This is a genomic window from Jiella endophytica, from assembly GCF_004519335.1.
Classification (GTDB): Bacteria; Pseudomonadota; Alphaproteobacteria; order Rhizobiales; family Rhizobiaceae; genus Jiella; species Jiella endophytica.
This window is the reverse complement of sequence record NZ_SOZD01000001.1, coordinates 1,022,664-1,039,917: the sequence shown is the minus strand read 5'-3', so window position 1 is coordinate 1,039,917 and position 17,254 is coordinate 1,022,664. Positions and strand designations below refer to the sequence as shown.

Genomic DNA, 17,254 nt, shown 5'->3' with positions numbered 1-17,254 from the left:
ACTTGGATTCCGGGCAGGCCTTCGGCGCTGCGTCGGACGGTCCTCCTCCCGTTCGCCGGGAAAATTCCCGGCTACAAGACTATCCTTGTTCGCGGCGTCCGCTGGGGACCGGTTTGCCAGATAGCTTGGGGCGACATGGCCCCCTGCGGCGAACAGTCAATCACTCCGCGAGCGCTTCCGCAAGTTTCTTCGCCATCAGCGTCGCCACGGTGAGGTCGGCGGAGGTGCCGGGATTGAGGCCTTCCGCCTTCAGCTCAGCGTCGAACGCGCGGGCAAGGGCGAGGCGCTCGGTGTCGTCGTCGGTTGCGGCGAGAGCGTCGCTCAGGGCGGCGAATCGCCGGCGGACATCCTCAGCGACTGCGACGCCGAACTTGCGGGCGATATGGCCATCTGGAAAGCGGCTGGCGAAAGCGATGAAGGCGGTGAAGGTTGCAGCGTCGCCGAGGCTGCATTCGTCGGGGTATGCAGCTGAGTCGGCTGCCGGGAGGCCGACCTCAAAGATCTCAGAAAATCCGTTGCCGTATTGCCGCGCCACGAGATCGGCCTCCGGCGCGAGGGCCATCGCCTCGACGAGGCCGATCGTCGGAGCGTCGCGAACGTCGTGTTCGGTCCGGGCCCCCAGCCCGCCTGGGCCGGCGAGGGCGATCGCCGCGAAGGCGTCGGCGGCGTCATCCGCATCGAGATCGGCGAGAACGGCGGCGACGGCCTTTCTCAGCATACTCGCGGCGCTTTGGTGGATCAGGGGCGTCTTGAGCGTCTCCGCCGCCGCCGCCAACGGCGCGCAGAGGAGCACGATGCCGAGATTGGCATTCATGCCGACTGCTTCGAAGCTCGCTCGCGTCGCCGCGAGGATCCGCATCCCGACAGGCGTGCCGCCCCTCGCGATCTCGGGCGCTGCCACGGCGGCGGCCCTGAGGAAGGTTTCGGCCGTCATGCCGTGACCTGGGGCGAAGCGGTGGACATTGCCGGGTTTCAGCGTCTCGATCTCGGCCCGGCAGGCTGCGAGGAATGCCGCCTCGATCTTAGCCGGCCCGAGGCTCACGGCAGGACGGGGGCGAAGGCCGTCGCCATCGTGCGGTTCTCGGCCGCGGCTTGCCGCTTCTCGGCAAGGGCGGCGAGAAGGTCGCGGGCGCGCAGATCGGCGATGTCGAGGCCGCTCGCCCGCTTCAGCCCGGTCCAGGCCGGCATCGAATTGACCTCCAGCACATGCGCCCGGCCGCTCGCGTCCTTCAGGAGGTCGACGCCGCAGAAGTCGCCGCCAACGGCAGCCGTCGCGGCAACGGCAAGCTCCTCGAGCGCGCTGTCCTGCTCGACCGGGTGGGCGGCCGCGCCCTGCTTGATGTTGGTGATCCAGCAGGCCGCCTCCCGCCGCATCGCCGCGACGACGCGGCCGCGAGACACCAGGAGCCGGAAGTCCGACCAGCGCCCTCCCGTCGAATGGCCGATGAAGCGCTGGAGATAGTAGACACCGCCGGCGATCTCGTCCTGCGGCGGCAGGTCGTCGACGCTGCCGATCAGCTTCAGGCCCTTGCCCTGCGCCCCGAACAGCGGCTTCAGGACGAGGGCGTGGCTCTCCGAGGCGACGATCCGCTCGGCCTCACGGCGGGATTCCACCGTCCAGCTTCGCGGCGTCGGCAGGCCGGCCGCGGCGACGAGGAAGCTCGTCATCGCCTTGTCGACGCAGTTCTCGATCGCTCGCGCGTCGTTGGAGACGAGGACGCCGAGCTTTCCGAGCGCGTGGAGCAGCGACAGGCGCCGGGTCACCGCCTCGAAGCTGCCGCCATCCATGGTGCGCACGCAGACGGCGTCCGGCAGGGTCTCGCCGAGGGCCGGGAAGACCAGGCCATGGGCGGCCGCGGTATCGAAGCCGACATCGGCAAGGCCGCTGACGACCACCGCTGCGCCCCGCGCCTTGAAGGCCGCACGAAGCTCGCGGGCGTGGCGATCCATGCTCGCCGTGACGAGCAGGATGCGCGGCGCCGCGCCTGCTGATTCAGCCGAAGGACGCATCGATCAGCGCCGAGTCGACCTGGCCGGCCGAGAAGGTTTCGCCGCTTTCCAGCGACACGACATGCACCTCCGCCGGCGAGAACAGCATGCCGTCGATCTTGTAGAAATCGCCGTCGTAGCGGCTGAAGATCTCCTTGAACGGCTTGCCGAAGTCCGAGGATGTGCTGCTCGGCAGCTTTTCGGCTAGCTCCTTCGCCGCTGCCGCCGGGCCGGTGACGGCGAGCATCACCCGGCCGCCATAGATCACCGCGTCATTGGTGCGGCCCATGGCGGTGAGGAAGTCCGGATGCGGCGGGGCAAGCGGCGCTGTGCCGATGCCCTCGACGATCGCGCCCATGTCGAAATGCAGCTCATGGGCCTTGTGCAGCGCCACCTCGACGACGCGGCCGACGATCTGCACGCTTCCGGCCAGCGACTGGGTCGGCGTGAAGATGATCGTCAGATTTTCCGGCGCGACGTCGCAGTCTTCGGCGATGCGCCGCACCAGCGTCTCCGGCGGCGGGCTGCCGGTCTCGAGGACGAGAACCGCCGCCTCGCTCTGGTCGGCATAGGCGATGTCGCGAAACAGCGTCTCCTTGCCGGCAAGGGCGCGGGCGGGGCCGGAGCCCATGGAGAAATAGCTCTCCTCGCCCTCGGCATTGGTCAGCTGCCATCCGGCATACTGGCTGCCCATGCAGGCGACCACCGGGTTGGAAGTGCGCACCGTCAGCGCGAAGGGCCAGCGCGGCAGCCGCTCGGACGGCGCGATGGCAACGGTGCCGTAGCCGCCGAGGCAGATCTCGGTGATCAGCCGGCCGGCCTCGAGGCTGCCGGGCACGGCGGCACCGGCGTCGATCAGCGTCTCGCCGGCGGCGCCGGTGGAGACCGCCAGTTTCAGCTCCGTCGCGCGAGACCGCAATTCGGCGACGAGGGGCAGGGCGCCCTCGTTCACGGATAGGACCTTCGTGGTCTGGCTCATGCCGCCATACTCCCCAGTACTTCGGTAATCTGCCGCGTTCTAGCACGAAACAGGCTTTCCGCCGCCGCCTCGCTCGCGGCTTCGGCGACGACGGTGCAGATCGGCTCGCCGGCGGCGAAGCCGGCCGGCGGAATGGTGCGGTCGCGCGTCCAGTCCGGCCAGGAAAAGCCGGGCGGAACGGCCAGCGGACGGTCCGCCCAGGCAAGGCCGCTCGCCCGGATCGTGTTCGCTGCGCCCGGGCGGGCTTCGGGCAGTTCGCCGCGCAGCGCCGCGGCGAGGTGGAGCCCGATCAGCGGCCGGGCGGGATCGTCGAAGACGTCAAGCGTCGCGCCGGCCCGGGCATTGATCTCGAGCAGCACCGGCGGCCCGTCGCCGATGACGAAGTCGGCGCTGCAGAGGCCGGTCAGCGGCAGCGCGGCGACGAAGGCGGTCACCGCCGCAAGCATCGTCTTGTCAAGGTCATCCGGCACGTGGACCGGGCCGACGGCGCCGCCATAGCGGAACGGCTCGGCCGGGCTCGGATCGGCCCATTGCCGGGAATGGCCGAGGGGCGCGCAGCGCCCGCCGGCAGCGACGAAGGCGAGGGAAATCCGCTCCCCGGCGACGAAGCGCTGATAGTAGCGGTTTTCGGCTGGTGGTGCGTCGCCGCGACCGACATGGCTGCCGCCGCAGCCGCCGACCTGTTTCGACAGCCAGTTGCCAGGATCGGCCGGCGGCGCCCGCCGGATCTCGGGATGGGCGATGCCGGCCTCCCGGCAGATCGCCTCGAAGTCTTCCGGCTGCTTCAGTCGGCGGGCGGTCGCGGGATCGGTGCCGAGGATCGGCCATCGCACGGCGATCGCCTCGATGAGTTCCGGCCGGTCCTCGAAGCCGGCGCCATAGACGAAGCCGAGCGGCGCCTCGCCCTTTGCGAGCTCTTCCAGCTTCGTGACGAGTTCGTCGCCGGAAAAGCCGTCGGGATAGTGGCCGCGCAGCATGGCGCTTTTCTTCGCCTCGACGCGAAGGTCGAGATCGCCGAAGAAGTCGACGGCCAGGCAGTCGATCCCCGCCAGCCGGGCGCTCGCCGCGATCTGCCGGGCCGAGAAGGCGGCGGCGAGGATCGTCGGCCGTTGGCTGGGGCTCATGACGCGAGGCTGCGCGCGAGCTGGAAAGCGTCGCGGAAATCGAGATATTGCGGCTCGCCCGCCTCGATCATCCGCTTCAGCAGCCCCTGTTCGGTGTTCGACTTGATCGGCCCGACGGCGAGCGCGCCGATGCCGAGCGCATTCGTCCCCTCGATCGGCTCGCCATTCGCCATGACGTCGATGCCTTCGAGGCCGAGCGGCGGCACGGCGTTGACGTCGGCGGCGACAAGCAAGTTGCCGGCGGCCTGCAGTTGCTTGAGGCTCAGCACCTGAACGCCTGCCTTAGCGGCAGAGAAGATCACCTCGACATCGCTGATGATCGCCTGGTTCTTCTCATCGCTGGAGCCGTCGACCGCCTCCACTTCGATGCCGAAGCGCTCCTTCATCTCGTCGGCCCGATCCTGCACGCGCTTGACGCCGCTATAGCCGACGATCTTCACCTTCGCGCCTTCAAGCGCCGCGATCACCGCCGAGCAGTAGCCGACGACGCCGGTGGCGCCGAAGACGGCGATTGAGACGTCGGCGAGCGTTTTGCCCTTCTCGGCCTTCAGGGTCTTCTCGACGAGCGCGACCATCGCCGCCGCCGTGGTGAAGGAGCCTGCCGGATCGGCCATCACGTTGCAGCCGAAGGGCGGCACCATCGCGCCCTTTGCCGCGTCGATCATGTCGAGGGCAAGGACGGCGTCGTCGCCGCCGAAGAACACCGCCGAGTTCACGCCGCGGTCCGGCGGGCGCGAGAAGATCACGTCCTGGACGAGGTCCGGCACCTCGTCGATCGTCACCTCCTCATAGGGCGTGACCGAATCGTAGCCAGCATCGACGGCCATGTTCACGTCGAAGGGGCTGACATGCTTGTGGGGTGTCAGCATGTGAAGGATGTTCTTGGCTGCCATCGGGTGTTTCTCCGTCGATCTTTCGTTGTTCTGGTGCTCCGGCTTCTGGCGCCGGGATGGAAACGGGGCGGGTGGCTCGCTCGCCGGTCCGGCCGGGCGGCAAGCCCTTTGGCTCCAGCTGCGAAAGGCCTCAGCCGGTGCCGAGCCGCCGCGAGAGGCTGGCGGTGCGGCTGATCTCGATGCCGCGATTGCGGCCTTCGACGATGAGGAGGTCGAGGTCTTCGGCAAGGCCCGCTTGCGTCACGCCTTCGACCAGCTGGATCGCCTCTTCGTCGGTCGCGGCGAAGGCAAAGCCGGTCGGGCCCCAGGAACTCTGGCCGATGCCGTGGGCGCCGTTCGCCGCCAGCCATTCGCAGGCTGCCGCGACCTTGCCGCTGGTGAAGACGCCGCCCTGCGCGGAGGCGAAATGCGCGCCGACCATCTGCTGGATCTCGGTGATGGCGCCGCCGAAGGCGGAAAGGTCCTGCTCGGCGAGACCGGGCAGGGCGCGCAGCAGCACCAGCTGGCAGATCCGCGCGGCGTCCTTTTCGGCAAAGGGCGGGAGTGTGGCAAAGGCTTCGAGTTCGGCGGGGCCGTGAAAGCCTTCCTGGCGCGGGTCCATGACCAGGATGACGCGCCAGGTCTCGGGAAAGGCGAGCCGCGCGATCAGCGGCGGCGGCAGGTCGGACGTGCCCTTGCCGCCATCGACGGCGACGCCGCCGCCGGTGACGAAGGCGACGCCGAGGCCGGAGCGGTTGCCGCGGCCGAGCAGTGCGGCGTCTGCCTCGGGATCGAGTTCGAGGCCTTCGAGCCGCCTCAGGCCGCAGGCGAGCGCCAGCGCCAGCTGCGTGCCGGAGCCAAGGCCCGCATGCGCCGGCATCGCCGATTCGACGCTGATCGCATAGGCCGATTTCAAGTCGAGCGCCCCGCGCAGGCGTTCGAGATGGTCGCGAACACGGCGGGTACTGGCACCGTTTATCGTATCGCTGGCGGCGCGCCGGATGCCGACGGTCGTGCGGGGTGCGGCGAGGGCCAGCCCGATCCCGCCGAACCGGCGGCCGAGCGATCCCCCCGGGTCGAGGAAGCCCAGATGCAGGCGGGCGGGTGCCGAGACGGTGACGACGTCGTCGATCAAGAAAATATCCTGCCTTCGCGGTGCCCTGTCCTATTATTGTGGGTCACGACAGCGGGGCAAGGGAGAAATTCGATGGCTGCCAAGACCTATTCCGACGCCGAGGTCGAGGAACGCCTGAAGAGCGAGCTGCCGACATGGCGGCTCGAGGATGGCTGGATCCGCCGGACCTACAAGACCAACAGCTGGAAGGGCACGCTGATGGTGATCAACGCGGTCGGCCATCTCGCCGAGGCGGCCTTCCACCATCCCGACATCACGGCGTCCTACGCCTGGGTCGAGGTGCGGCTGATGAACCATGCGGCGAAAGGCATCACCGATTCGGACTTCGCGCTGGCCAAGAAGATCGAGGAGATGGTGATGTGGCAGCCGGGCAAGGAGGACGGCCCTTTGTCCGGAACGCCGGACGATCCGCGCTTTGCCTATATCAAATACGACAAGTCGTGAGACGCCGTAGGCGATGAATTGACCTTCCCGGCAGGGGCGGTACCTTGTCGCTGGGCACAGAAAGCGAGACGTCTTGGAGATTGCGTGGATTGACGGCAAGCCGGCGACGCGGGACGAGGCCCTGCGCGTTGCGGGTGATCTCTTCGCCAAGGCGCGCCAACCCTTCATCTGCGGGCTGCGCACCGACGTCTCCGGGCTTCGCGCAGCTCTCGCGCTGGCGCGCCAAGCCGGCGCCATCGTCGATCATGGCGCATCCTCGAGCATCTACGGCTTGATTTCCGCGGCGCGGGACGCGGGCGCCTTTCTCGCAGCGCCCGCCGAGATGCGCCGGCGCGCCGACCGGGTGCTGATCGTCGGTGACGATGCCGGGCGCGTCGGCGCCGATGTTCTGAAATTGCTTGCCGAGACGAAGCCGGACCTCGGGGTCGAAACGCGAAAGTCCGGCAGGCGCTTCCTCGCCTTGTCCCGCCAGGCCGTGGCGATCGATCCGGGCTCCGACATCAGCCATCTCGACTGCGCCAGCAAGGATGTCGTCGACGTTCTCGGCATGGTCCGGGCGAAACTCGCCGGCCGCAGGGTGGCAGAAGGTCCCGTCGGCGCCGGCGCGGTGGAGACGCTGGCCGCGTTCCTCGGCGAAGCCGGCTTTGCCGCGATCGTCTTTTCGCCGGCCGAATTCGGCGAGATCGGCACCGAAATGATCCTCGGTCTTGCAGGCGACCTCAACGACATGGCACGGGTGAGCACGCTGCCGGTGGTCGAATGGCCGGACGCGATGGGCGCAGCGCTGGTCGCCACATGGACCAGCGGCTTTCCCTTGCGGGTTTCCTTCGGACGTGGGGCGGCCGAGCACGACGCGCAGCTGTATTCGACCGAACGGCAGCTGTCCGACGAAGGGGAAGCGGATCTCGTCGTCCTCGTCGACGCGCTTGCCGGCGAGACATCTGCGGTTTCCGGTTTCGCGCGGCCGACGATCGTAATCGCTGACGATCCGGCCGGCCCGTCTGCCGCGAAGGTCGTCTTCAAGGTGGCGGCGGCTGGCCGCGACCATGACGGCGTTCTCTACGAGCCGCGGTTCGGCAGTTTCGTCGGCGTCACTGGGAAAAACCAAAGCGGGCTGCCGACGGCGGCCGAGACACTCGATGCGCTGGCAGGAACGCTCGGCGGGACTGCTGCCGAAGCGGCCTGAACCAGCGCGGCCGGGGGGAGGAACATCCGACATGCTGACACGGCTGAAGGACGGCCATGTCGTCGATCCGGCCAATGGCCGGGATGGGGAGGGCGACGTCTTCGTCGAGGACGGCGTCGTCGTCGACCCGCCTGGCGACGGACGAACGGCCGACGAAACCATCGACTGCCGTGGCCTCGTCGTCATGGCCGGGGCGATCGACATCCATTCCCACATCGCCGGCGGCCACGTGAACACCGCCCGGCTACTCTTGCCGGAATGGCACCGGGCCTTCTCCGCAAGACCCGGCGAAACGGCGCTTTCCAAGGTCGGCTGGACGACCGAGGAGACCGGGCTTCGATACGCCGAGATGGGTTTCACGACGGTGGTCGAGCCGGCGATGGCGCCATCGAGCGCGCTGCACGCCCATCTGGAACTCGCCGACACGCCGATCATCGACAAGGCGACGCTCGTCGTTCTCGGCAATGACGACCTGTTGATGTCGATGATCCGCGACGGCGAAAGCGATGCGGCTATCGCCGACTACGTCTCCTGGACCGTCGCCTCCAGCCGGGCGCTCGGCGTCAAGTGCATCAATGCCGGCGGTTCGGCGGCCTTCAAGGAGAATGTCCGGAAGTTCGACTTCGACGACGTCGTGCCGGATTATGGCGTCTCCTCGCGGCAGATCGTCAAGACGCTGCAGAAGGCGGTGAAGGCCCTCGGCATTCCGCACCCGCTGCATGTCCACTGCAACAATCTCGGCGTGCCGGGCGCCTCGTCGGATTCGATCGCCGCGACGATCCGCGCCGCCGAGGGCGACCCGATGCACCTCGCCCACATCCAGTTCTACGGCTACGGCACCGACGGCAAGCGCCGCTTCTCGTCCCAAGGGCGCGATCTTGCCGAACTCGTCAACTCCACCCCCGAAATCACCGTCGACATCGGCCAGGTGATGTTCGGCCAGACGGTGACGATCTCCTCCGACGAGCTTCGCCAGTTCGCCGGGCGCGGGCAGGCGAGCCCGAAGAAGAGCATCATCTTCGACCACGAGGCGAATGGCGGCGGCGTCGTGCCGATGGATTACCGGCAGAAGAGCTACTACAACGCTCTGCAATGGGCGATCGGGCTGGAGCTCTTCCTCCTGATCGAGGATCCTTCGCGGGTGTTCTTCACCACCGACCATCCGAACGGCGCGCCCTTCACAAGCTATCCGGATATCTTTGCGCTGCTGATGGACCGCAATGTCCGGGCGAAGTGGCTCGACGCGCTGCCGAAGGCGGCGGTGCGGATGACCTCGCTTCCCGAGATTGAGCGCGAGTACACGCTCGCCGAGATCGCCACGATGACCAGAGCCGCGCCGGCGCGGCTGCTCGGCACCGTCGATCGCGGCCATCTCGGCGCCGGCGCCGTCGCCGACATTTCGGTCTACCGGCCGGGCGAGGACAAGGCGGCGATGTTCGCCAGGGCCGCCTATGTTCTCAAGGACGGCGATGTCGTCGTGAAGGACGGCACGGTCGTCAAGCGCCGCTTCGGCCGGGCGCTGACCCTGAGGCCGGAGCCGGACAAGGCGATGAAGACGCGGCTCGACCGCTATTTCGACGACAGATACGGGCTGAAATCGCGCTGGTTCGAGGTGCCGGAGGGCGCCATCGGCCGCGAGGATCCGTTTCAGGTGGTGCCATGCCGGGCGTGAACGACACGATGGTGGTGAACGGGGTATCCATCGACGACAGCTTCGCCGAGGCCTTCCCGATGGCCGGGACGGCGATCCAGATCACCGCGATCAACGAGAAATGGGCGCTGGAAGCCGCCCGTTCGATGACGGGCTTTGCGACATCGGTGATTGCCTGCGGCTGCGAGGGCGGCGTCGACCGGTTGCTCGCACCGGACGAGACCCGCGACGGGCGGCCGGGCGTGCGCGTCCTGTTTTTCTCCTTCGACGCCGGCGGACTGGAGAAGCAGGTCACCACCCGCCTCGGCCAGTGCATCCTGACCAGCCCGACCTCGGCCTGCTATGCCGATCTCGACGCCGAGGCGACGATCGATCTCGGCTCGGCGATCCGCTACTTCGCCGATGGCTGGCAGATCTCCAAGAAGTTCGAGGACAAGCACTTCTGGCGCATGCCGGTGATGGAGGGAGAGTTCCTCTGCGAGGCGAAGACCGGGGTCACCACGGATGGCGTCGGTGGCGGCAACCTCCTGCTGATGGCCGGCACCACGGCGCAGGCGCTCGCCGCCTCGGAAGCCGCGATCGAGGCGATGCGGCGGGTGCCGGACGTCATCATGCCGTTTCCGGGCGGCATCGTGCGTTCCGGCTCGAAGGTCGGCGGCAAGTACAAGGGCATGATGGCCTCGACCAACGACGCCTACTGCCCGACGCTGAAGGGCGTCACGAAATCCGAACTCGGCCCGGAGATCGGCTCGGTGCTCGAGATCGTCATCGACGGGCTGTCCTCGGCGGCGGTCGCCGACGCCATGCGCGTCGGCATCAAGGCGGTGACGGATCTCGGGCCGCAGGAAGGCGCGCTGAGGATCGGCGCCGGCAACTATGGCGGCAATCTCGGACCCCATCACTTCCATCTGAAGGATCTCTTGCCATGACCGGGCTGACCTTCCGGAAAAAGGCCGAGCCCGAGGAGAGGCTGGATCTCTCGCCGCTCGTTCCTGCGCAGCTGGCGGGGCTCTCGGCTGCCGACATCGCCGGGCTGAAGGTCGGCACCAGCCGCCTGGGCGTCACGGTGGGCGACATCTTCGAGGTTTCCGGGGATGACCCGGCAACGATCCGCTTCGAAGGTGGATCACCGCGCTTCGACCGAATCGGCGAGGCGATGGAAGCCGGCGAGATTTTTGTCCAGGGCGATGCCGGCATGCGCCTCGGCCGCATGCTGAAGGGCGGCAGGATTGTCGTCTCCGGCTCGGCCGGCGACCATGCCGGTTCGGCGATGGAGGGCGGTGTCGTCAGGATCGCCGGGAACGCCGGCGATCGTCTCGGCGGGCCGCTCGCCGGCGAGATGATGGGGCAGAAGGGCGGCACGCTGATAGTCGGGGGCAACGCCGGGGCGCGGGCCGGGGACCGGATGCGCCGCGGCGTCATCTCGATTGCCGGCGACGCCGGGCCCGACGCCGGCAGCCGGATGATCGCCGGCACTCTCATTATTCAGGGCAGGGCGGCGGGAACCCCCGGGCGGCTGATGAAGCGCGGCACGCTGTTTCTCTGCGGCGGCGTCGAGCACCTCGCTCCGACCTTTCTCGACAATGGCCCGGCCGATATCCTCATCCTTTCCGTGATGTCCCGGACATTTGCTGCGGGCGAGGTCGGCAGCGTGCCCTTCGGGCGCCAGCCGATGCGCCGGTACGGCGGCGACACGGCAGTGCTGGGGCTCGGCGAGATCTTTCTGCCGCTCTGACCGGCCCCGAAAGAGCCGCTGCGTCAGGGCCGATGGTGACGGCGAGGGATGGCTGCGGGCCGATTTGTCGCAGGGGGCCGCCGCAGCCGGCCGGCATCCGGCGCCCTATCCTCGACGAATATCATCCGACCGCGGTGGGCACGCCCGCAGGAGAGATTCCGTCCGATGATCGATCTCGTCATGACCGTCTGCCTGATCGCCAGCCCGGCGAACTGCAAGGAAGAACGCCTGACCTATCAGGCCCGGGCCACCAGCGCGCAATGCATGATGCTGTCCTCGCCCTATGTGGCGCAATGGGCCGGCGATCACCCCAAGTGGAAGGTGACGAAATGGCGCTGTGAATGGCCGCAGCAGCGCAAGAACCCGGTCTGAGCGGAGCTGAACCGGCCAGCTGTCTCGATGCGGCTTCCCCCGCCGTCCCCAGTGCCCCATAATCGCGTCCGGTTTCGGATGAGAATGGGAGGTCACCATGGCCGCGCAACCACCCGTCTGCGCCTTCGGCTGGCCGGCCCTCGACGCCGAACTGCCGGGTGTCGACGGCAAGACCCACCGCCTTTTCGAATGCCGCGGCGACAACGGCCTGCTGATTGCTTTCATCTGCAATCACTGTCCCTATGTGAAGGCGGTGATCGGCAGGCTGGTGCGCGATGCCCGTGACCTTTCCGGAATCGGCATCGGCACGGTGGCGATCTCCTCCAACGATGCGGCGGCCTATCCGGAGGATTCCTTTCAGAACATGCAGCGTTTCGCCGAGGCCCATCGCTTTCCCTTCCCCTATCTCCACGACGAGGAGCAGACGGTCGCGCAGCACTATGGCGCCGTCTGCACGCCGGACTTCTTCGGCTTCGACCGTGATCTGAAGCTGCAATATCGCGGCCGCCTCGACGCCTCGCGCAAGAGGCAGGCATCCGAGGAAACCGAACGCGACCTCTTCGAGGCGATGCGGATGGTGGCCGAAACGGGCGAGGGGCCGCGCGAGCAGATTCCCTCGATCGGCTGTTCGATCAAATGGAAGGACGCCGCCTGATGGCTGCTGACGACTGGCCGAAGGCGGTGCTTTTCGATCTCGACGGGACGCTCGTCGATTCCGCGCCCGACCTCCACGCGGCGCTCAACGAGACCCTCGAGAGCTACGGCGAACCGCCCTTCACCCTCGAAGCGGTCACGCGGATGATCGGCGGGGGAGTGCCGAAGCTGATCGAGCGGGCCTATGCGGCCCTCGACAAGGAACTCGACCCGGCGGTGCGCGACAGGATCGTCGAGCGCTTCCTGAAGATCTACGAGCCGCGCAGCACCGAACTCACCACCCTCTATTCGCGCGCCAGCGAGGTGACCCGAAGCCTCAAGGCGGAGGGGCGGGCGATCGGTGTCGTCACTAACAAGCCCGGGGAGGCGACCGGCCAGATCCTCCGGCATTTCGGCCTCAGCGACTTGATGGACGTTGTCGTCGGCGGCGATGCCGGGCCGGCCAAGAAGCCGGAGCCGGGGCTGCTTTTCCTCGCCTGCGAAACGCTCGGGCTCGAGCCGGCCGACGTGCTCTTCGTCGGCGACAGCGAAAACGACGTGAAGGCGGCGCAGGCTGCCGGCATCAAGGTAGTCGTGGTCATCGGCGGCTACACGACGCTGTCTCCCGAGCAGCTCGGTGCGGACGGCGCTGTCGACAGCCTCTCCGGCGTCCAGGCGATGTTCGAGGCGCTGCGCTGATCGCGCCAAGTCCTGTCGATCGACAAGCATCGCCGCCGCCTCTCGCGGATATCTCCTGCGTCATCCCGCAGCGGATCGGTGCGATGCGGCGCGCAATCTCTTTGATCCGACGCATCGTGCTTTTGAGAAAATCGGTTCTGATTTTCGGGCCGGTGCTGCAGCCGTCGGCGCGGCATTTGACTTTCATTTCAATGATCTAGGTTTGTTCTTGGATGCGGCTCGACTTGTTGCCGGAAACCGGCGGGAGAACAGCCTGGAATGATGACATACCGACGGGCGGAGGACGTGATCCTGCTGGCGACGATCGGCCTGTGGGCGGTGGTCGTCGCCGCGGCCTATGCGCTGGGCGCGTGAGGCGCTGATCGCTGTCAGAGAGGCGTAGGAATGATTCGTGGCTTTCGAGGCGCAGACGCGCGTTTCGAGCAAGCGGCTTTGCCTTAAAAAATCCTTAGGTCCCCACCAAGATAAACTCAGTTCAGCCTCGTTGCGGCGCAACCAAATCGGCGCCGCGGGATTCCCTCAGATAGTCTTGATGCGGTATCCGCCGTCAGGCGGGTGATGAGGAGGAAATCGATGCCGAAGGTCGACGATGCGGCTGAAATCCGGGCTTTGGCTTATCAGATCTGGGAACAGGAAGGCTGCCCGAGCGGCCGGGAACACGAGCACTGGGCGCAGGCGAACAAGATCTATGCCGCGCTGCATCCTGCCGAGCCTCGCAACCGCGGTGTGAATGCCATCGATTCTGAGGCTTATGCGCCGGCGCTTTCGGAGGTCGAGCGGCTTCGCCAAGCGCTCTGGACCCCTGAGCCGTTTTCTGGTGAACTCTTCACCAACGAAGTTCGCGACGACCGCGCGAGGATGATGCCGCGCCGGCGTCGGACGTTCGGCGATGCGTTCAGGCCCCACGAGGCCGTAATTGCCGCCTCGCGGCTCTCCGGCTCAGGCCGGGTCTGACGCTTCTCTGAAGGCGGGGCAGGGCTCCGACGCTCGAACTGGCCGCGCGGCTTTCAGCCGCGCTTGTCCTTGTCCTTCAGCATCGACCAGGTATTTTGCTGGGACAGCATCTGCTGCAGATAGGCGACGTTCGCGCTCGCCTGGTCGGCCGGAAGTTCGGCGCTGGCGATTTGCTTCGCCTCGTCGAACCGGCCCTGCAGACCCACCACCAGCGCGAGGTTCTGACGCACACGGCTGTCGCCGCCCGGCAGCTGCGCCGCCTGCCGCAGATATTGCTCGGCAGATTTCAGGTCGTTGGTGAGAACGTAGGACATGCCGAGATTGGACAGCACGGTCGATTCGTTCGGCCGGATTTCCAGGGCCTTGCGATAGAGCACCCGGGCCTGGTCGGACTGGCCCATCTGGTCGAGGATGGCGCCCTCGGCGGAAAGGAGCCCCCAGTCGGGCTGGTCGGGGGTCTGCGCCCGGCGGACCGTCTCCAGCGCCTTCGGCAGGTTGCCGGCGGCGGCGAGGGCCTTGCCATAGGCGGAAAGGACGTCGCGGTCCTTCGGATGGGCGATGGCCACCTGCTGCATGACCGCCAGCGACTGGTCGTTCCGCCCCGCCATCTGCAGCACCGCCGCATAGGAAAGGCCGGTGGCCTTGTCCTTGGGGCTCTTCTCATAGGCCGCGCCGTAGGTACTGACCGCGCCCTGCAGCTGCGAGGCCGGCATCGCCGCGACGGTGGGGCCGCCGGCCCGCTGCACCGAACCCGTCGTCTCGCCCGAAACCGAGGCGCAGCCCTGAACGGCGAGCAGCGCGAGGATCGCGGCGCCTGCGGCGGCGCGCCTGAAATTTCGTGCCGGGCGGGCGGTGTGGGTGGCCATGGGGGAGATCTCCACCTGAAAAGAGCTGTCGTCGCGACCCCTGGCGCGGGGCGTCGTCGCGGATGAAAGTATTTCGTTAACCCTAACGCGAGGTTAATCGCGGCCTTTGGGTCGCGCGTCGAAGGCCGTCTCGAGGCCCGCGGTCGCGGGTGTCTGCCGAGGTTTTGCGCGGGCCTTTGTGTTGCCGCAGCCGGACGGCTTAAAAGAGGAGACGCCCGAAGGGCGACCGCTTGTCGCGAATCACGGAGTTCACCATGCCGATCACCCTGACGTCTCGCCCCGCTGCCGATGCGCGGCCCGTCCGCGCGGTTCATGCGAACGGCGTCGACGGTCTTGCCGGGGCGGCGCGCAAATGGGCCGAGGCGATGCGCTTTACCGGCGGCGCTGGGTCGGTGCTGGTGGTCCCGGGCCCCGAGGGCGATGCGACGGCGGCCTATCTCGGCCTCGGCTCGCGGGCAAAGAACGCCGCCCATGAGGCTGCGACGGCCCTGCAGTTCGGCGCGCTGGCCGGCAAGCTCCCGGCCGGGGCGTGGAGCATCGAGGCAGACGGCTCGGCCGGCGATGCGACGCTCCGGGCGCTCGCCATGCGCCTCGGCGGCTATCGCTTCTCGCGCTACAAGGCCGGCGGGGAGGAAAGCCCGGACGAGGCGCATGCGGAGGTCTTCGCCGGCGACGGCGCCGATATCGAGGAGGCGAACCGCATCGCTGACGCGGTGTTTCTGACGCGCGATCTCATCAACACGCCGACCAACGATCTCGGCCCCGCCGAGCTCGAGCACGCCGCGCGCGCTCTGGCCAAGGAGTTCGGCGCGGACATTTCCGTCATCACCGCTGACGATCTCCTTGAAATGAATTTTCCGATGATCCACGCCGTCGGCCGGGCCAGCGCCAGCGCGCCGCGGCTGATCGACTTTACCTGGGGCAGGGTGGACGCGCCGAAGGTGACGCTGGTCGGCAAGGGCGTCTGCTTCGACACCGGCGGCCTCGACATCAAGCCGTCCTCGTCGATGCTCCTGATGAAGAAGGACATGGGCGGCGCCGCCAACGTCCTCGGCCTTGCCCGCCTGGTCATGGCGAGCGGCCTCGCCGTCCGCCTCAGGGTACTGATCCCCGCCGTCGAGAACTCGATCTCCGCCTCCGCCTTCCGCCCCGGCGACGTGTTGCCGAGCCGCAAGGGCAAGACCGTCGAGATCGGCAATACCGACGCCGAGGGTCGTCTGGTGCTCGCCGACGCGCTGGCGCTTGCCGACGAGGAGAGCCCGGAGCTGATGGTCGACATGGCGACGCTGACCGGCGCGGCGCGCGTCGCCCTCGGGCCGGACGTGCCGCCCTTCTACACCGCCGACGCCGACTTCGCGGCGCGCCTTGCCGCGGCTTCAATCGCCGTGGCAGATCCGGTCTGGCAGCTGCCGCTCTGGCAGCCCTATGCCGAGAACCTTGCGTCCAAGATTGCCGACATCAACAACGTCACCAGCGACGGTTTCGCCGGCTCGATCACCGCTGCGCTGTTCCTCGAAGGCTTCGTCGAGAAGGCCAAAACCTGGGCGCATTTCGACGTCTATGGCTGGCGGCCGAAGCCCTCGCCGACCGGCCCGGTCGGCGGCGAGGCACAGGCGATCCGCGCGATCTACGACGTGATGAAGCAGCGTTATGGTGGCCGGTCCTGACCAGCGGCGGGTGGAGCTGATCCTGGGAGGGCCAGCATGAGCGACAGCCTTGATCCTCGGCTCAATGCGTTTCGGCCGGACCTTGCCGATGCACGGCTGAAGGGCCGGGTGGAGGCCGAGCGCTTCGTCGAAGGATCTGTCCGCCGGGTCACGACGCCGCTCGCGCCCTTGAGGCGCCGGCCGCAGACGGACGCGCCGCTCGATACGGAACTGCTCCTCGGCGAGCGTGTCCGGGTCTTCGAGGAAGGCTCCGCTGGCTGGTGCTGGGTCCAGGCCGAAGCTGATTCCTATGTCGGCTATCTTCCGGCCGAGGCGCTCGGCCCTTACGACGCTCCACCGCCGACGGCCCGTGTCTCAGCGCCGCGCACGCTGGTCTTCCCCGACCCGGATATCAAGCGGCCGCCGATCGCCGCCCTGCCGATGGGCGCGCTCGTCGCAGTGACCGGCGAGGCGAGCGACCACAACGCCCGCTATGCCGCGATCGCTTCCGGCGGCTTCGTCGTCCGCCAGCATCTGGCGCCGCTGGAGGAGCTGCAGGCGGATTTCGTCGCGGTCGCCGAACGGTTTCTCGGCGTGCCCTACCTGTGGGGCGGCAAGAGCGCGCTCGGCATCGACTGTTCCGGCCTCGTCCAACTGGCGCTCGGGATGGCCGGCATCGCCGCGCCGCGCGACACAGACTGCCAGGAGCGAGACCTCGGCACCCGGCTCGCCGGCATCGAGGGGCTGCAGCGCGGCGACCTCGTCTTCTGGAAGGGCCATGTCGGGATCATGCTCGACGGCCAGCGGCTGCTCCATGCCAACGCCCATCACATGATGACGGCGGTCGAGCCCCTGCAGGCAACGGTCGAACGGCTGTCGGCGAAGGGTGTTCAGGTGACCAGCATCCGCAGGCTGCGCGCCGGATGAGGCCCGCACGCCCGGCATCCGGCCTCTACCGGCTGGCGGGCC

18 protein-coding genes are annotated in these 17,254 nt (G+C 67.9%); 11 read left to right on the top strand and 7 right to left on the bottom strand.

Annotation, left to right across the window (positions count from 1 at the left end; genetic code table 11):
* Window positions 1-160: 160 nt before the first annotated feature.
* The 6 genes from E3C22_RS04845 to E3C22_RS04820 form a co-directional block, all read right to left on the bottom strand.
* Window positions 161-1,042, bottom strand: coding sequence for a triphosphoribosyl-dephospho-CoA synthase (locus E3C22_RS04845; RefSeq protein WP_134760729.1), 882 nt, complete (start codon window positions 1,040-1,042; stop codon window positions 161-163).
* On the bottom strand, window positions 1,039-2,010 hold the full coding sequence (locus E3C22_RS04840; RefSeq protein WP_134760727.1) for a RimK family alpha-L-glutamate ligase: 972 nt from the start codon (window positions 2,008-2,010) through the stop codon (window positions 1,039-1,041). Before E3C22_RS04840 ends, E3C22_RS04845 begins: the two co-directional genes overlap by 4 nt.
* Entirely contained in the window at window positions 1,994-2,968 is a 975-nt protein-coding gene (gene mch / locus E3C22_RS04835; protein WP_134760725.1) for a methenyltetrahydromethanopterin cyclohydrolase, read from the bottom strand. The genes E3C22_RS04840 and mch overlap by 17 nt, the downstream gene beginning before the upstream one ends.
* A complete protein-coding gene (locus E3C22_RS04830; RefSeq protein WP_134760723.1) occupies window positions 2,965-4,092 on the bottom strand; it encodes an ATP-grasp domain-containing protein in 1,128 nt (375 codons plus the stop codon). The genes mch and E3C22_RS04830 overlap by 4 nt, the downstream gene beginning before the upstream one ends.
* Window positions 4,089-4,985, bottom strand: coding sequence for an NAD(P)-dependent methylenetetrahydromethanopterin dehydrogenase (locus E3C22_RS04825; protein WP_134760721.1), 897 nt, complete (start codon window positions 4,983-4,985; stop codon window positions 4,089-4,091). Before E3C22_RS04825 ends, E3C22_RS04830 begins: the two co-directional genes overlap by 4 nt.
* Before the next feature lie 130 nt (window positions 4,986-5,115).
* Window positions 5,116-6,099, bottom strand: coding sequence for a beta-ribofuranosylaminobenzene 5'-phosphate synthase family protein (locus E3C22_RS04820; RefSeq protein ID WP_342635615.1), 984 nt, complete (start codon window positions 6,097-6,099; stop codon window positions 5,116-5,118).
* Between the two features lie 72 nt (window positions 6,100-6,171).
* On the opposite strand from E3C22_RS04820, the gene E3C22_RS04815 reads away from it, so the two are divergent.
* The 9 genes from E3C22_RS04815 to E3C22_RS04775 all read left to right on the top strand — a co-directional run bounded on the left by E3C22_RS04815 (window position 6,172) and on the right by E3C22_RS04775 (window position 13,773).
* Window positions 6,172-6,543: a 4a-hydroxytetrahydrobiopterin dehydratase gene (locus E3C22_RS04815; RefSeq protein ID WP_134760719.1), complete on the top strand. Its 372-nt coding sequence runs from the start codon at window positions 6,172-6,174 to the stop codon at window positions 6,541-6,543.
* Between the two features lie 73 nt (window positions 6,544-6,616).
* Window positions 6,617-7,729: a molybdopterin-binding domain-containing protein gene (locus tag E3C22_RS04810; protein ID WP_134760717.1), complete on the top strand. Its 1,113-nt coding sequence runs from the start codon at window positions 6,617-6,619 to the stop codon at window positions 7,727-7,729.
* A gap of 31 nt (window positions 7,730-7,760) precedes the next feature.
* Window positions 7,761-9,401 (top strand): formylmethanofuran dehydrogenase subunit A, encoded by a 1,641-nt coding sequence (locus tag E3C22_RS04805; protein WP_134760715.1) that lies wholly within the window; start codon window positions 7,761-7,763, stop codon window positions 9,399-9,401.
* 8 nt (window positions 9,402-9,409) lie between these two features.
* Window positions 9,410-10,309, top strand: coding sequence for a formylmethanofuran--tetrahydromethanopterin N-formyltransferase (fhcD, locus tag E3C22_RS04800; RefSeq protein ID WP_134760944.1), 900 nt, complete (start codon window positions 9,410-9,412; stop codon window positions 10,307-10,309).
* Window positions 10,306-11,115, top strand: coding sequence for a formylmethanofuran dehydrogenase subunit C (locus tag E3C22_RS04795; RefSeq protein WP_134760713.1), 810 nt, complete (start codon window positions 10,306-10,308; stop codon window positions 11,113-11,115). The genes fhcD and E3C22_RS04795 overlap by 4 nt, the downstream gene beginning before the upstream one ends.
* A 165-nt stretch (window positions 11,116-11,280) precedes the next feature.
* The gene (locus E3C22_RS04790; RefSeq protein WP_134760711.1) at window positions 11,281-11,487 is read left to right on the top strand and encodes a hypothetical protein; all 207 of its coding nucleotides are present in this window, start codon (window positions 11,281-11,283) and stop codon (window positions 11,485-11,487) included.
* 97 nt (window positions 11,488-11,584) lie between these two features.
* Window positions 11,585-12,142 (top strand): thioredoxin family protein, encoded by a 558-nt coding sequence (locus tag E3C22_RS04785; RefSeq protein WP_134760709.1) that lies wholly within the window; start codon window positions 11,585-11,587, stop codon window positions 12,140-12,142.
* On the top strand, window positions 12,142-12,819 hold the full coding sequence (gene gph, locus E3C22_RS04780) for a phosphoglycolate phosphatase (protein WP_134760707.1): 678 nt from the start codon (window positions 12,142-12,144) through the stop codon (window positions 12,817-12,819). Before E3C22_RS04785 ends, gph begins: the two co-directional genes overlap by 1 nt.
* A gap of 573 nt (window positions 12,820-13,392) precedes the next feature.
* Window positions 13,393-13,773, top strand: a complete 381-nt coding sequence (locus E3C22_RS04775; protein WP_167591633.1) for a DUF2934 domain-containing protein — start codon at window positions 13,393-13,395, stop codon at window positions 13,771-13,773.
* Window positions 13,774-13,826: 53 nt separating this feature from the next.
* Here the strand turns inward: E3C22_RS04775 and E3C22_RS04770 are convergent, their stop codons facing one another.
* A complete protein-coding gene (locus tag E3C22_RS04770; RefSeq protein WP_134760703.1) occupies window positions 13,827-14,639 on the bottom strand; it encodes a tetratricopeptide repeat protein in 813 nt (270 codons plus the stop codon).
* A 254-nt stretch (window positions 14,640-14,893) separates the two neighbouring features.
* Here E3C22_RS04770 and E3C22_RS04765 point away from each other — a divergent pair, with 254 nt between their 5' ends.
* Both E3C22_RS04765 and E3C22_RS04760 read left to right on the top strand, forming a co-directional pair.
* A complete protein-coding gene (locus tag E3C22_RS04765; protein ID WP_134760943.1) occupies window positions 14,894-16,306 on the top strand; it encodes a leucyl aminopeptidase family protein in 1,413 nt (470 codons plus the stop codon).
* Between the two features lie 36 nt (window positions 16,307-16,342).
* Window positions 16,343-17,212: a C40 family peptidase gene (locus E3C22_RS04760; RefSeq protein ID WP_134760701.1), complete on the top strand. Its 870-nt coding sequence runs from the start codon at window positions 16,343-16,345 to the stop codon at window positions 17,210-17,212.
* The last annotated feature ends 42 nt before the right edge of the window (window positions 17,213-17,254 follow it).